Source organism: Emticicia oligotrophica DSM 17448 (genome assembly GCF_000263195.1).
In the GTDB taxonomy this organism is placed as follows: domain Bacteria; phylum Bacteroidota; class Bacteroidia; order Cytophagales; family Spirosomataceae; genus Emticicia; species Emticicia oligotrophica.
The window spans coordinates 4089872-4104482 of record NC_018748.1 but is presented as its reverse complement, the minus strand read 5'-3'; the positions used below and the strand labels follow the sequence as shown (position 1 = coordinate 4104482).

The 14611-nt window shown below is 34.5% G+C and carries 13 protein-coding genes; 7 read left to right on the top strand and 6 right to left on the bottom strand.

What is annotated here, in order from left to right:
• Position 1 precedes the first annotated feature (1 nt).
• The 3 genes from EMTOL_RS17030 to EMTOL_RS17020 all read left to right on the top strand — a co-directional run bounded on the left by EMTOL_RS17030 (position 2) and on the right by EMTOL_RS17020 (position 3799).
• Complete coding sequence (locus EMTOL_RS17030) at positions 2–2257, top strand: TonB-dependent receptor plug domain-containing protein (RefSeq protein ID WP_015030556.1); 2256 nt, start codon at positions 2–4, stop codon at positions 2255–2257.
• A gap of 82 nt (positions 2258–2339) precedes the next feature.
• Positions 2340–3410, top strand: coding sequence for a YncE family protein (locus tag EMTOL_RS17025; protein WP_015030555.1), 1071 nt, complete (start codon positions 2340–2342; stop codon positions 3408–3410).
• A 26-nt stretch (positions 3411–3436) separates the two neighbouring features.
• Positions 3437–3799, top strand: coding sequence for a heavy-metal-associated domain-containing protein (locus EMTOL_RS17020; RefSeq protein WP_015030554.1), 363 nt, complete (start codon positions 3437–3439; stop codon positions 3797–3799).
• Between the two features lie 65 nt (positions 3800–3864).
• On the opposite strand, the gene sucC is transcribed toward EMTOL_RS17020, so the two are convergent.
• A complete protein-coding gene (sucC, locus tag EMTOL_RS17015; protein WP_015030553.1) occupies positions 3865–5085 on the bottom strand; it encodes an ADP-forming succinate--CoA ligase subunit beta in 1221 nt (406 codons plus the stop codon).
• Positions 5086–5302: 217 nt separating this feature from the next.
• Between sucC and EMTOL_RS17010 the strand changes: the two genes are divergently transcribed.
• The gene (locus tag EMTOL_RS17010; RefSeq protein WP_015030552.1) at positions 5303–5956 is read left to right on the top strand and encodes an ABC transporter ATP-binding protein; all 654 of its coding nucleotides are present in this window, start codon (positions 5303–5305) and stop codon (positions 5954–5956) included.
• A 48-nt stretch (positions 5957–6004) separates the two neighbouring features.
• Positions 6005–6787, top strand: a complete 783-nt coding sequence (locus EMTOL_RS17005; RefSeq protein ID WP_015030551.1) for a queuosine precursor transporter — start codon at positions 6005–6007, stop codon at positions 6785–6787.
• Positions 6788–7022: 235 nt separating this feature from the next.
• Here EMTOL_RS17005 and EMTOL_RS17000 read toward each other — a convergent pair whose 3' ends face one another.
• Positions 7023–7565, bottom strand: coding sequence for an NADH-quinone oxidoreductase subunit C (locus tag EMTOL_RS17000; protein WP_305953261.1), 543 nt, complete (start codon positions 7563–7565; stop codon positions 7023–7025).
• A gap of 80 nt (positions 7566–7645) precedes the next feature.
• On the opposite strand from EMTOL_RS17000, the gene EMTOL_RS21935 reads away from it, so the two are divergent.
• Complete coding sequence (locus EMTOL_RS21935) at positions 7646–8053, top strand: DUF4890 domain-containing protein (protein ID WP_015030549.1); 408 nt, start codon at positions 7646–7648, stop codon at positions 8051–8053.
• Between the two features lie 46 nt (positions 8054–8099).
• Here EMTOL_RS21935 and EMTOL_RS16990 read toward each other — a convergent pair whose 3' ends face one another.
• The 4 genes from EMTOL_RS16990 to EMTOL_RS16975 all read right to left on the bottom strand — a co-directional run bounded on the left by EMTOL_RS16990 (position 8100) and on the right by EMTOL_RS16975 (position 11696).
• Positions 8100–9023 carry an aspartate carbamoyltransferase catalytic subunit gene (locus EMTOL_RS16990; RefSeq protein ID WP_015030548.1) on the bottom strand — a complete coding sequence of 308 codons (924 nt, stop codon included), beginning with the start codon at positions 9021–9023 and terminating at the stop codon, positions 8100–8102.
• Positions 9024–9093: 70 nt separating this feature from the next.
• Positions 9094–10335: a 3-phosphoshikimate 1-carboxyvinyltransferase gene (locus EMTOL_RS16985; protein WP_015030547.1), complete on the bottom strand. Its 1242-nt coding sequence runs from the start codon at positions 10333–10335 to the stop codon at positions 9094–9096.
• Positions 10336–10455: 120 nt separating this feature from the next.
• Positions 10456–11049 carry a hypothetical protein gene (locus tag EMTOL_RS16980; RefSeq protein ID WP_015030546.1) on the bottom strand — a complete coding sequence of 198 codons (594 nt, stop codon included), beginning with the start codon at positions 11047–11049 and terminating at the stop codon, positions 10456–10458.
• 50 nt (positions 11050–11099) lie between these two features.
• Positions 11100–11696, bottom strand: coding sequence for a DUF502 domain-containing protein (locus EMTOL_RS16975; RefSeq protein ID WP_015030545.1), 597 nt, complete (start codon positions 11694–11696; stop codon positions 11100–11102).
• Positions 11697–11793: 97 nt separating this feature from the next.
• On the opposite strand from EMTOL_RS16975, the gene EMTOL_RS16970 reads away from it, so the two are divergent.
• Positions 11794–14595, top strand: a complete 2802-nt coding sequence (locus EMTOL_RS16970; RefSeq protein WP_015030544.1) for a M16 family metallopeptidase — start codon at positions 11794–11796, stop codon at positions 14593–14595.
• Positions 14596–14611: the final 16 nt, after the last annotated feature.

Here is a 14611-nt window from a genome sequence, read left to right as displayed (position 1 = left end):
AATGAAGAATAGACATCATTTAATATACAAATTTCGAATAAAAATTTTAATCGGAATTCTAATTATTTCAGCACAATCACAAGCATTTACTCAAAATGTCAGTGGAATAGTGCTTGATAAATCAAATGGAAAAGAGGAGCCTATCATCGGTGCAAGTGTCAATTGGCTGGGGACAAAAGTAGCCACCAACACTGACATAGAAGGGAAATTTAGTATTGCAAGGTCAAAATCAAAAAAGCTAATAATCAGTTTCGTAGGTTATAAGTCTGATACGCTCGAAATCAGCAATGAAAACGATTTAAGAATCTATTTAATTTCAGATAATCAATTACAAGAGGTCGTTGTCAGAAGCAGTTCGACTTCGTTGGATAGGCTCTCCCCTATTCACACCGAAATCATTACTTCAAAAGCTTTAGCCAAGGCTGCTTGTTGTAATCTCTCTGAAAGTTTCGAAACAAATGCCTCTGTATCAGTAAGTTATGCCGATGCAGTTACTGGTGCTAAACAAATTCAATTATTAGGTTTAGCAGGCACTTACGTTCAAACAAATGTTGAGAATATTCCCTCGCTCAGGGGGTTAGCTACTACTTTTGGTTTAAATAATATTCCCGGAACTTGGATTCAATCAATCGACATTGGTAAAGGTGCTGGCTCAGTAGTAAATGGATATGAATCGATGACAGGACAAATAAATGTTGAACTTCAAAAGCCCGACCTTGCAGAAAAAATATATCTTAATACCTATGTTAATAGTTTAGGCCGCGGTGAAGTTAATCTTAATTTAGCACATATATTCAAGACTAAGAATGAAAATAAAAAATGGTCAACTGCCTTACTTTCACACGGCTCATCTATGCAGACTACCATTGATAAAAACAATGATAATTTCTATGATTTACCCCAATATACACAAGCTAATTTTATCAATCGTTGGAAATATGAGTCAGATAAAATGGTCGCACAATTTGGTGTAAAATACTTGTATGACACACGAATGGGTGGACAGATAAATAAAAGTCCCCTTTCGCTCGATAACCTCATTTATAGATTTTCAAATACAACTAGTAGGGCTGAGTTTTTTTCTAAAACTGCTAAACTTTATCAAACAAAACCTTATCGTGGTTTAGGATTAATTATTAATGGAGTGATTCATGATTCAAAATCACAGTTTGGATTTCGTCCTTACAATGGTAAACAAGAAACCTTGTACGGAAACTTAATCTACCAAGATATTTTCGGTAATACCAATCACTCGTATAAAGTTGGTGCTAGTTTTTTGTATGATAATTTTGACGAAAAATTTGCTGATTTAATTTACAAACGAAATGAAATTGTCAAAGGAGCATTCTTTGAATACACATACAAATATCTCGATAAACTAACCACTGTGGCTGGTACAAGGCTCGATTTTCATAATTTGTATGGCACAATTTTTACACCCAGACTACATATCTTATACAATGCTACTGAAAAAACGGCATTGAGATTTTCTGCAGGAAAGGGATTCAGAACTGCTAATCCATTTGCAGAATATTTTGGAAATTTGGTTAGTTCAAGAACAGTTAGATTTTTAGAAAAAATCAATCCAGAAGTTTCGTGGAATTTTGGTGCAAGTTTGACCAAATCATTTGGGAAATCAAATATCATTATTGACTTATTCCATACTTATTTCGAAAATCAACTCATTGGTGATACAGAACACCCTAATTTCTTGTATTTCTATAATTCTCAAGGTAGAAACTATGCCAACTCCGCTCAAGTTGAGCTAAATTTAATTCCGATGCCTCGCTTAGAATTTAAATTAGCCTATCGTTATTCTGATGTTTGGCAAACTTTAGGTAAATCATTGGGACAAGAAATTACCGTTAGAAAAATGTTTGTCCCTCGTGATAGAGTTTTATTCAATGTAGGATATGCATTGCCTTTTGATAAATGGAAGTTTGATTTTACTGTTCAATATAATGGCATACGTCGAGTACCTAATTTATCAACAACCTACATACATACAAGTTATGAGTCTATGCCAATTAGATACGCTCCAGCATTCGCCAATATTAATGCACAAATCAGTCGTTCATTTAGAAGATGGGATGTCTATTTAGGCGGCGAAAATCTAAATAATTTTACCCAAAAAGACCCAATTGTTACTCCTGACAACCCATTTGGGAGCAGGTTTGATGCAGGTAGTGCTTGGGGACCCGTGGTTGGGAGAATTATATATTTTGGAACAAGGTATAAATTAGGAGGAAGATTGTAATCAAACTTAGTTTTTAGGATTAGTTTTGCTTTTGATATACATTATTTTGGATGAAAATCGTTTTTTAAGAAAATAGAATCCCATGTTATTAAAAGACAAAACTATTACCTTTAAATTATTAACAATTAGTGTTTTTTTACTTAGTTCATTAACATATTCTTGTAAAAATAAGCAAAAAGATAACCCAGAACCCATCGCAGTTGATGATTTTCCAAAGGCATTTGTGGTTAATGGAGGAAGTAATACAATTTCTATTATTGATTTGAACACTCTTAGTGTAAAAAATATAATTCAATTAACAGAAGTAGGAAGATTTCCTCATCATATTAGCCTATCGCCCGATAAAACAAGATTAGCAGTTGCCATTCCTGAGTTCGATTTCACTTTAGGTCATGCATTATTACACAATGCTACTGATAAAAAAGGAGGAGTAACCATAGTTGATGCTTTAAATGGAAATACCTTATTGAAAATGCCTCTGACTAATGCTAATTTTAACGCAGCATTTACGAATGATGGAACGGAAATTTGGACAGCGAGTGCCACTCATACTGGCGAAATGTTCATATTTGATGCGGGAACAGGAGTATTAAAAACCAAAGTAGCTCTGGGAGCAGACCCTTCAGAAGTTGTATTTTCAAAAGATGGAACTTATGCTTTCATTGCATTAGGAGAAACAAGTTTTGTTTATGTATTGAATACAAAAACAAAAAATATAGAAAAAACAATCAAAGTTGACCCCTTCCCTACCAATGTCTGGGCGGTTGCAGATGGAAAGATTTACGTAGAAAATAAAATAGTCAATACTATAAATGTTATTGACCCTATTTCTTTAAATATTGTGGAATATTTAGACTTAGATTTTCCACCCGGGCAAATGGCTTTTCATCCAACCTTAAATGAACTTTGGATATGCCAAGCCAATCAGACAAAAGTGGCCTATTTTGAACGAAAAAATAACTTATGGAGTTTGAAAGGAACAATTACCACTGGAGATGATGCACACGCAATAACCTTTACGAAGGATTTAAAAAAGGCATTTGTAGTGAATCAAAGAGGAAATACGGTTTCAGTAATTGATGCTTCCACTCACCAAAAAACAAATGATATTCAAGTAGGGAGTTATCCAAACGGGATTGTATTAAAAGAATAATTAATTAACCATAAAATAATCAAACAATGAAAAAAGTACTTTCAATCTTAGCAGTGTTGCTTACAATTAGTTCTTTAACAATTGCAAACCCAAGCAATGAACCACCAAAAACAGCTGAAATTAAAATAAAAACCTCAGCTAAATGTGGTATGTGCAAAAAACGTATTGAGCGTGACCTAGGCGTTTCAAAAGGTATTGTCAATTCTAACTTAAACTTAGATGATAAGGTTGTTACAATTACCTACAACACAAAAAAGACAAGTCCAGAAAAAATAAAGCAAGTAATTTCAAAAATTGGTTATGATGCCGATGAAGTAATTGCTGACCAAAAATCACATGATGCACTTCCAAGTTGCTGCCAAAAAAGTTCAGCTTCGCACAAAGATTAATTTGTCGTTAAAACAAAAAGGTGTTATTCTTTCGAATAACACCTTTTTTATTGAATAAGCAAAAATTACTTAGATTCGCCCAAAACTTTCTCTACTAATTCAGCAGCTTCTTTTAATGCAATTGCCGAATAAACTTTCAAACCAGACTCGTCGATGATTTTCGCACCTTCGGCTGCATTTGTACCTTGTAAACGAACGATAATTGGCACTGGAATTTCGCCAATTGCTTTGTAAGCTTCAACCACACCATTAGCAACACGGTCGCAACGAACGATACCACCAAAGATGTTGATTAAAATAGCTTTTACGTTCGGGTCTTTCAAGATAATTCTGAAACCAGCTTCAACCGTTTTAGCATTAGCACCACCACCTACATCAAGGAAGTTTGCAGGCTCACCACCCGAAAGTTTGATGATATCCATTGTAGCCATAGCCAAACCAGCACCATTTACCATACAACCAACGTTTCCGTCTAGTTTTACATAGTTAAGGTCGCTTTCAGAAGCTTCTACTTCCAATGGATCTTCTTCTGATTTATCACGCATAGCAGCTAAATCAGCATGACGATACAAAGCATTGTCATCTAAATTTACTTTAGCATCAACTGCTAAAATTTTATTATCAGAAGTTTTCAATACTGGGTTGATTTCAAACATTGATGAGTCAGACTCAACATAAGCTTGATACAGAGAAGAAACGAATTTAACCATTTCTTTATTGGCAGTACCAGTCAAACCTAATTTATCAGCAATTTTACGTGCTTGGAAAGGTTGCAAACCAACGCGTGGGTCAACCCATTCTTTAAATATTTTTTCTGGATGATGCTCAGCTACCTCTTCGATATCCATACCACCTTCAGTAGAAGCCATGATCACATTACATCCTTTTGCTCTATCAAGCAAAATACCCATGTAATATTCTTTTGGCTCACTTTCGCCAGGATAATAAGCATCTTCAGCAACTAAAACCTTATTTACTTTCTTTCCTTCGGCTCCTGTTTGGATTGTAACTAATACATTTCCAAGCAAATTTGTTGAGATACGTTGTACATCATCAGCAGATTTGGCTAATTGTACACCTCTTTGCTCAGAGCCTACGATATTACCCTTTCCACGTCCACCCGCATGAATTTGAGATTTCACAACGGCAAACTTAGAGTTAGTCATTTCGGCGATTTGCTGATAGGCAGCTACTGCCTGCTCTGGCGTTTCGGCTACGATACCGCGTTGGATACGTACACCATAACGGCTTAGTATTTCTTTACCTTGATACTCGTGAACGTTCATGTAAAGTAGGATTATTTTTAGTTTTAAATTTTTTGCTAAATTAATCAACAAAACCGAAATAACAATTATGAAATTTCAGTTAATTGCTAAATTGCTATAAAATTAAATTTAATGCTAAAAAGGTGTCAATTTTTAATTATTTTTAGTCATTAATTTACCATTAAAAAATTTATAACAAATTTAATATTACCGATTTGAGAGAGTCGAAAAGCCAATTATGCTCAAAGCAAAAAACATAAAAAAAAATTATGGTAGCCTTCAAGTATTGAAAGGTATTGATTTAGAGATAAGTCAAGGTGAAGTTATTTCAATAGTGGGAGCCTCTGGTGCAGGAAAAACAACTTTATTACAAATTTTAGGAACACTTGACAAGGCAGATTCGGGGGAAGTTTCACTCAACGGGATTGATTATAGTTCATTGAAAGACAAAGAGTTAGCGAAATTTAGGAACGAAAAAATTAGCTTCATTTTTCAGTTTCACAACCTAATGCCTGAATTTACAGCGATTGAAAATGTGTGTTTACCCGCTTGGATTGGAGGAAAAGAGAAATCTGAAACCTTGAAAAAGGCAGAAGAATTATTGGATTTACTCGGACTAAAAGAAAGAAGCAATCATTTCCCCTCTGAATTATCTGGCGGAGAGCAACAAAGGGTTGCCGTTGCTCGGGCATTAATTAATTCTCCCTCGGTAGTTTTTGCTGATGAACCAAGCGGAAATTTAGATTCAAAAAATGCAGAAGAATTACACCAGCTATTTTTTGAGTTAAGAAAACAATTCAATCAGACTTTTGTTATCATTACACACAATGAAAACCTAGCAAACATGGCCGACCGTAAATTAGTCATGCAAGATGGAGTAATCATTAGCTAGTTCATCAAGGTTCACTGTGAATTTTCTATGAACATTATCTAAACTAAAATGCCTGATTCGATAAAAACTAAAAAACAAACGCTCTATTTAGTTCTATGTGGGATTTTCCTAACAAACGCGATAGTAGCTGAGGTGATTGGAGCAAAAATATTTTCAGTAGAAAATACGCTTGGAATAGCTCCAATGCAATTGCCTTTGTTTGGTCAGAAATTTAATTTTAATATGTCTTCGGGTGTATTAAACTGGCCTTTTGTATTTATTACGTCCGATATCATTAATGAGTATTTTGGAAAAGCCGGCGTTAGAAAAATCTCATATCTCACGGCTATTCTTATAGCCTATGCTTTCATTATTATTTACATCTCAACCATTGTTGCACCCGCCGATTTTTGGGTGAATCATAATAATAAAGATAAAGCAGGTAATTATTTGAATATTGATGACGCCTATGGAATTATCTTCCGACAAGGCTTAGGTATTATTTTAGGCTCAATTACTGCTTTTTTGGTTGGTCAAATTCTAGACGCCACAGTTTTCCATTGGCTTCGAAAATATACCAATAATAAAATGATTTGGCTCCGTGCTACTGGTTCAACGCTTGTTTCCCAACTAATTGATAGTTTTGTGGTGGTTTTTATTGCTTTTTATATATTTGGAAATTGGACTTTGACAGAAGTATTGACAACTGGAACAAATAATTACATTTACAAATTTGCAGTAGCTATTCTACTAACACCACTCATTTATATTGCCCACAGTATCATTGACAAGTACTTAGGTAAAGAACACGCTCATAAAATTATTGATGAAGCTACCTTTACGCCTATGTGAAGCTATTAATTTCAAACTTTGAAGATAAAATATCAATCGGTATCGAAACCTTCGGTACCGATTTTTTTTGTATTGATTTTGGCAAATTAATGGCGAAAAAGTAATGGTATTATGACTTGATAATTTTCGTTGAAAATTGAATCTCAAAAAACCATTTTTCAAACATTTAGTTGATAAGTGATTTATAAATCGGTTTTTCTATTTCTTACGAATCAAACAGTCTGACTCTAATTCATTAAAAAAAATAATATTTAACAATAATTCCATGATATTCGGTCTGTTCTTCGTAGTCTTTTCTTAGCGGATAACCTTGCCAATCTGCGGGCATTAATATTCTTCTCAAATCTGGGTGACCAATAAAATCAATTCCAAGTAAATCGAAAACTTCTCTTTCATGCCAATCGGCAGTTCGCCAAATTGGTGTAAGCGAATAAACTTTTGGAAGCGGCTCACCCTCCTTATTTCTCGAAATCTCTACTTTCAAAACAAAATTATGCTCATAAGGAATAGAAGTAAAATGATAAATAACTTCCATCGTTCCTACTTCAGGACCATTATCAATTCCAGTTATACAAGCCAAAAAATCAAAATAAAGCTGCGGTTGAACGTGCAAAAACTGACATACTTCCAATAATCTCTCATTGGGTATAGTTATGCTTGGTTGCGGTGATACTTTATCTTCTTTTAGTATAATATCTGAACCAAACATGCTAATTATCAAACCTTTAATCTCTTCAAAGCCCATTTCTGATTTCTTAAAATTTGTTAAATATGGCAAAAATAGCAGTTTTTATTTAAACTCTCTACGCTGATTTTACTCTAAGTACTGTAACACTCACAATTAAACATTATTTTGCAATGAAAACAAAGTTTTTTTTAAGCCTTTTGGCTGTTGTATTGAGCTTAAGTACTTATGCCCAACAACCAAGACCCCATCTACAAGGTGGAGGGATGTATCTCACTGCTGATGAACGTGCTGAAATTCGTTCAAAAAGAATGCAAAAATCTTTAAATTTGAACGAGGAGCAATATAAAAAAGTATTAGAAATTAATCTTGAACAAGAGAAGAAAAACGAAGAATTACGTAAGGCTCATCAAGCAGAAATGAATGCCAGACGAGAGAAAATGAAAGCAGAACATGAGGCTCTCATTAAGAAATTTGAATCGGTACTGACACCCGAACAAATGAAAACACTAAAAGAAAATCAAGAAAAAAGAAGAGAAGATTGGCAAGAAAGAAGAGGTAGACGAAAAGGCAGAAGGTAAGATTGCTAGAAATAGAAAGGGCGAACCAACATTCGCCCTTTCTATATTAATTCTGCTGTGCTAATAAATATAATACCGCCATTCTAACAGCTACCCCATTTTCTACTTGGTCAAGAATTATCGAATGAGATGAATCAGCCGCATCGCTTGTAAGTTCAACCCCACGATTAATTGGCCCAGGGTGCATTAAAACAATTTCTTTATCGAGTTCTTCAAGCATTTTTTTATTAATTCCAAAATAGAGTGAATACTCTCTCAGAGAAGGAAAATATTTAATTTGCTGACGCTCTAATTGAATTCTCAATACATTGGCTACATCGCACCATCGAAGGGCATTTTGAACGTTATGTTCAACTTTTACACCAATTTCTCGAATATATTTTGGCAATAAAGTATTTGGCCCGCACACCATCACTTCTGCACCTAATTTTTGTAAACAAAAAATATTTGATAACGCTACACGTGAGTGTAAAATATCACCAATGATTGCTACTTTCTTACCTGCTAAATCACCAATTTTTTCTTGCATTGAAAAGGCATCAAGTAAAGCTTGAGTTGGGTGCTCATGGGTTCCATCGCCCGCATTTACTATATTTGCTTTGATATGTTTTGAAAGGTAATGTGGAGCTCCAGGACTACTATGACGCATCACCACCATATCTACTTTCATAGCCAAGATGTTATTCACAGTATCAAGAAGTGTCTCTCCTTTCTTAACTGAACTACCAGATGCCGAGAAGTTTACAACATCGGCCGAGAGTCTTTTTTCGGCTAATTCAAAAGAAAGACGCGTACGCGTAGAGTTTTCAAAAAACACATTGGCAATGGTTACATCACGCAGAGAAGGAACTTTTTTAATCGGTCGGTTGATAACATCTTTAAACTCTTTAGCAGTTTCTAAAATCAAATGTATATCGTTGGCCGTAAGGTCTTTAATTCCGAGTAGATGCTTTGTACTGATTGATTGCATTGTGTTTTTGAAAAAGATTTCGCAAAAATAGATAAAGTGTTCTGAATTATGAGTTTTTTTTAATCAATTTTCAAGATTCAACACTTATAATTTTTTTAATATCATCCCAGAAACTTGGGTATGACTTCACAACTACATTTGGCTCCTCTATTACCACATCAACTAACATCGCTAAAGGAGCAAATGCCATGGCCATGCGGTGGTCATCATACGTTGCGATAGTCAACGGTGCATTTGCAATGGCTAAAGGTTGAGTGCTTGTTACTTCATAGGAAGTATTTGTTTCAACCTCCACTAAATCTCCACCAAATTTTTTCAACTCATTTTGAAGAGCCAATACACGGTCTGTTTCTTTAATTTTCAAGCTTTCTATACCTGTAAATATGGCGGGAATACCTTTAGCAGCACAAGTAACCGCCACAGTTTGAGCTAAATCTGGGCAATTGGTAAAATCCCAAACTAGTTTTTCATGAGCTGGAATTTTAGTTAAAAGTACGCCATCTGCTGTAAAGCTACTTTTTACACCTAATTGAGCCATGATTTCAACAATCGCACTATCGCCTTGTAATGAATTTTCTTTCAAACCCAAGAGTTCTACTTTCGTATCTTCATATTCAGATAATGCAACAATGCTATACCAATAACTTGCTCCCGACCAATCAGACTCTACTTTATATGAAGTGGCTTGATACTTATTGGTGGCCACTTTGATAGTTTTTTCTTCCCAGTTGGCCTCATAATTTACCCCGAAAGCTTTCATTTGTTCGAGGGTCATTTTTATATAAGGAATCGACCCCAATTCGCCTGTTAGCTTAAGTGTAAGACCTTTGGGTAAAGTTGGAGCAATCATCAATAAAGCTGAGATATATTGACTACTCACATCAGCACGAATTGATACTTCTTCAGCTTTTTGCTCAGAAAATCCTTTGATATGTAATGGAGGATAACCTTCGTTTTTTAAATATTCGATTTCCGCCCCTAAAGTTTTTAATGCATCAACTAAAATCCCAATCGGACGCTCACACATACGTGGCGTGCCAGTCATGACTTTATTTTGATTTGTAGCCGTAAAATATGCTGTAAGAAAACGCATTGTAGTACCCGCATCAATCACATCAGCAGTCTGGTCAATAGCCTTCAACAAACGAATCATCGTTTGCGTATCACGTGCTGTTGATAAATTCTGCAAATCGCCTTCGAAATTGGCTAATGCATTGATAATTAAGGCTCTATTACTTTCTGACTTTGAGGAAGCTAATGCTATTTTTGCGTCGAACGGGTTGGTGCTTTTGTGAAGAATTATCTTATCCATTAATCTGCTATGGTTCTGTATTCACCCGCAAAGATAAGGATAATTCGAAAAATGCTGGACTAAAAATGAAATTTATAATAAATATATAGATTTACAGTAGAATTGTCATATTCTTTGAAACTAAAATGATTTCAAAATTCGAACTCTATAATTTTCTGTAACTTTTCTTCCACGAAACTGGTTAGAAACTACTGTAAATACTGGTTGAGCTACTGCTAGTGCCAAAGCAATTGGCCATTTTTCATTTTTTAAAGGAGATACGCCCCACGCAGCCCATTCAAAAACTAAATATCCAAAAGGAGATAATGTCGCCCATCCAACACTTAGCTCACGTTTAGGTCTTTTATAGATTTTTCTTATTTCATCAAGCTTTATTTCTGCGTATTCAAAACGATTTCGTGTTTCGTTAAATACCTGTACAACAAAAGTAGAATCTTTAACTTCATGAATTTCATTCTCAAATAAAATTCCATCCTTTGTGCGAAATCGAAAGACTTCTCCAATAAAAACCTTTTTTCTACTACTTGTTCGAAGGTTTTCTACAACAATGTAATTTTCCTTGTTAAATAATGCATAGCCAAGATTAGGGTCTTTTTTTAGAATGAGTTCTTCAACTGTTGGTGCTTGTCGCTGGTGAAAATCTTGAGATTTTGACACAAAATTCACGCAGCATAGCAATAATACAGGTAAATATTTCAGAAAGAGCGACCTCATTTGGCTATAGTTTAGGGAGAGAAAAATACCACTTTAATAATTACCGCTCATTATTCTTTGATTGAAACCCCACCTGAAACAATTAACTTCATCACTTCAGCACTTGGCATATCAAGCATCTGTACGTTTTCTTTGGGCACTAACACAAGTTCTCCCGAAAATGCATAACTATGCGGAAAATAAACAGCTATTAGATTATTAACGCCTAAATTACTCAAATCATTTTGTGTAATGAAACCAATTTTATGAACACTTGTCTCTTTATTTATTTGTACGATGGCTGCCTGTGTAAATTTCCGTTTATCACCAACAAAGGCAGAGATTAAATCTTTGAAAGCAAAATAAAAAATTCTAACTAAGGGAAGATGACCAATTGCATTTTCTATAATGTTTTGTATTGTTTGAGGCAATAAAACCGAGAATGTAAAACCAATCACCATGGTTCCAAGCACAATTATCATTGAACCCAAGCCCGGAATTATTAAGTCTCGATTGGGATCTCCAGTTGGAATCCTAATTCGAATAATATTATCTACAAAGTCAAAGGCTCCTAAAAGGATATATATAGTAAATCCAATTGGGGCAACAAACAATAATCCTCGAATAAAATATGATAATAGCCTACTAGGGATAGTTCTTTCTGTCATAAATTAATAATTTTTTGTAAATAGCACGTTATTATTATTTACCAAACATTTTCATTTCACTAAAAGTTTTAACAAACGCAAAACAAACCTTTTATTCATGAAAAAACTCATCCACCTAGTTTTAATAATTGCTGTTTCGACACACGCATTTGCACAAAAACTCAATGTCCCGATTCCTAATAACCCAGCCGTAAAAGTAGGCACCTTAAAAAATGGATTCAAGTACTATATTTTAAAAAACGCCGAGCCAAAGAACCGAATGGAACTACGTTTAGTTGTTAATGCTGGTTCGATACTAGAAACCGATGCCCAACAAGGTTTGGCTCACTTCATGGAACACATGAATTTTAATGGAACCAAAGAATTTCCTAAAAATGACCTCGTTAATTTTCTTCAAAAATCAGGCATGAAATTCGGTGCTGATTTGAATGCAAGTACAAGCTTTGATGAAACGATTTATCAACTTCAAGTTCCAACCGATTCAGTAAAATTATTTGAAAGGGCTTTTCAAATCTTAGCAGACTGGTCGAACTACGCTACGCTTGATACCGCTGAAATTAACAAAGAGAGAGGCATTATTTTAGAAGAAGAAAGAGCAAGAGGAAAAAATGCACAAGCCCGTATCCAGCAAAAAGTACTTCCAATTTTATTTAATAATTCAAGATATGCCAATAGAATACCAATTGGCAAAACAGATATTATTCAAAACTTCAAACCAGAAGAAATCATCAAATTTTACAAAGATTGGTATCGCCCAGATTTGATGGCGGTTATTGCAGTTGGAGATTTTGATGCAGAAAAGGTAGAAAATTTGATTAAGGAGAAATTTTCGGCAATAAAAATGCCTAAAAACGCTCCAAAAAGAATTCAATATGAAATTCCTGCTACAACTGGCACTCAGACAGCGGTAATATTAGATAAAGAGATTCCTCAAAATACTTTCCAAATGTTTACTCGTTTGCCGAAAGAAAAAACAAAAACACAGTCAGATTATCGCACTGACATAGCCGAGGCTCTTTACAACCAATTAATAAGTAATCGTTTACAAGAACTTTCGAAGAAGCCCAATGCACCGTTTGTCGTTGCAATTATGAATTATGGGTCATTTTTAGGTGGATTAGATGCTTTTCAGACCATCGTTTTACCTAAAAATGCAGATGGCCTCGAAGCCGCCATCAAATCAGTTATTGATGAACAAAATCGAATTAAAAAATTTGGGTTTACTAAAGGAGAACTAGAAAGAGCTAAAAAAGACTACTTTACTGGCGTAGAAAAAGGATTTAAAGAAAAAGATAAAACAAAATCGGCAGCTTTTGTTGGAGGATTAGTGCAAAACTATTTACAAGGAACAGCCTACACCAATGCCGACTTTAGATATGAATTTACCAAAGCCCAACTCGATGGCATTACAATAGATGAAGTAAATGCTATTTCAAATAAAGTAATGAAAGAAGATAATCGTGTGGCAATGGTGGTTGGTTCTGAAAAAGACAAAGATAAATTACCAAACGAAGCAAAAATCAAGGAATTAGTTAGTTATGTGAATCCTGATTTGAAACCATACGAAGATGATATTGCTTTAACTCCAATCTTAGAAAAAATTCCAGTTGGTACTAAAGTGATTTCCGAAAAACAAATACCAGAAATTGGTGTGACAGAACTTGTCTTAGGAAATGGCGTAAAAGTTGCCTTGAAACCAACTAATTTCAAAAATGACCAAATATTGTTTTCAGCCACAAGCAAGGGAGGTACTTCACTTTACAGCGATGCAGATTATATTTCAGCTGAATTAGCCTCAACTTTAGTTTCACAGGGCGGTGTAAGTAAATTATCAGATGTTCAATTAGATAAAGCCTTAGCAGGTAAAGTTGCACAAGTTTATACTTACATTGGTGAAATTTCTGAGGGAATTGGAGGAAGTACAAGTCCAAAAGACTTAGAAACCGCCTTACAACTCATGTATGCCTACGTAACTCAACCAAGAAGAGATGATGAAGTAATCAAAAACTTCTTAAAAAATGAGAAAGAATTATTGGCGAATGCAGCTAAAACACTTACTCCTGAAAAAGTTTTTAGTGATACGGTAACAACTGTACTTTACCAAAATCATTTCCGTCGTCAACCAACTAAACCAGAAGACATTGATAAAGCAAATGTTGACCGTGCTTTTGAAATTTTCAAAGAGCGTTTTGCTGATTTTAGCGATTTTACCTTTGTTTTTGTTGGTACTTTTGAAATTGAAAAAATTAAACCACTTATCGAAAAATACATTGGTGGCTTACCTTCTACAAAACGACAAGAAACTTTCAAGGATTTAGGAATTAGTAAAGTAAAAGGTAAAATTGAGAAGAATGTCTATAAAGGTTTGGAAGATAAAGCACGTGTTAGCTTACAATTTAACGGTGATTTTGGTTATTCTGAGGAAGAGTTGATAAATCTTGATGCATTATCAGAAGTTTTAGATATTAAGCTTACCGAAAAACTTCGTGAGGAAGCAGGAGGAGTTTATACGCCTAGTATTCGTGCTTCTTACGAAAAACTGCCAAAATCGACCTACAATCTAACGATTTCATTTGGTTGTTCACCTGCCAATGTCGATAAATTAGTAAAAATAACATTGGATGAAATAGCAAAAATTAAAGCAAATGGCCCAGAGAAAGTTGATGTAGAAAAAGTAATTGCGGAAGAAAAAAGAGAAGTAGAACTTCAAGTAAAAGAAAATGGATTTTGGAATTCTTACCTACTCGACCAATATTCAGATGGTGAAGATTTGAATTTTATTAATCGTTTTCAAAGCCAATTAATTGATAAAATCAGTGTTGGAAGTATTCAAAAAGCGGCAAATCAGTTTTGTACAGATAACATAGCAAAATTTGTTTTACTTCCTGAGAAGAAATAAAACTGAAAAGGAGCGA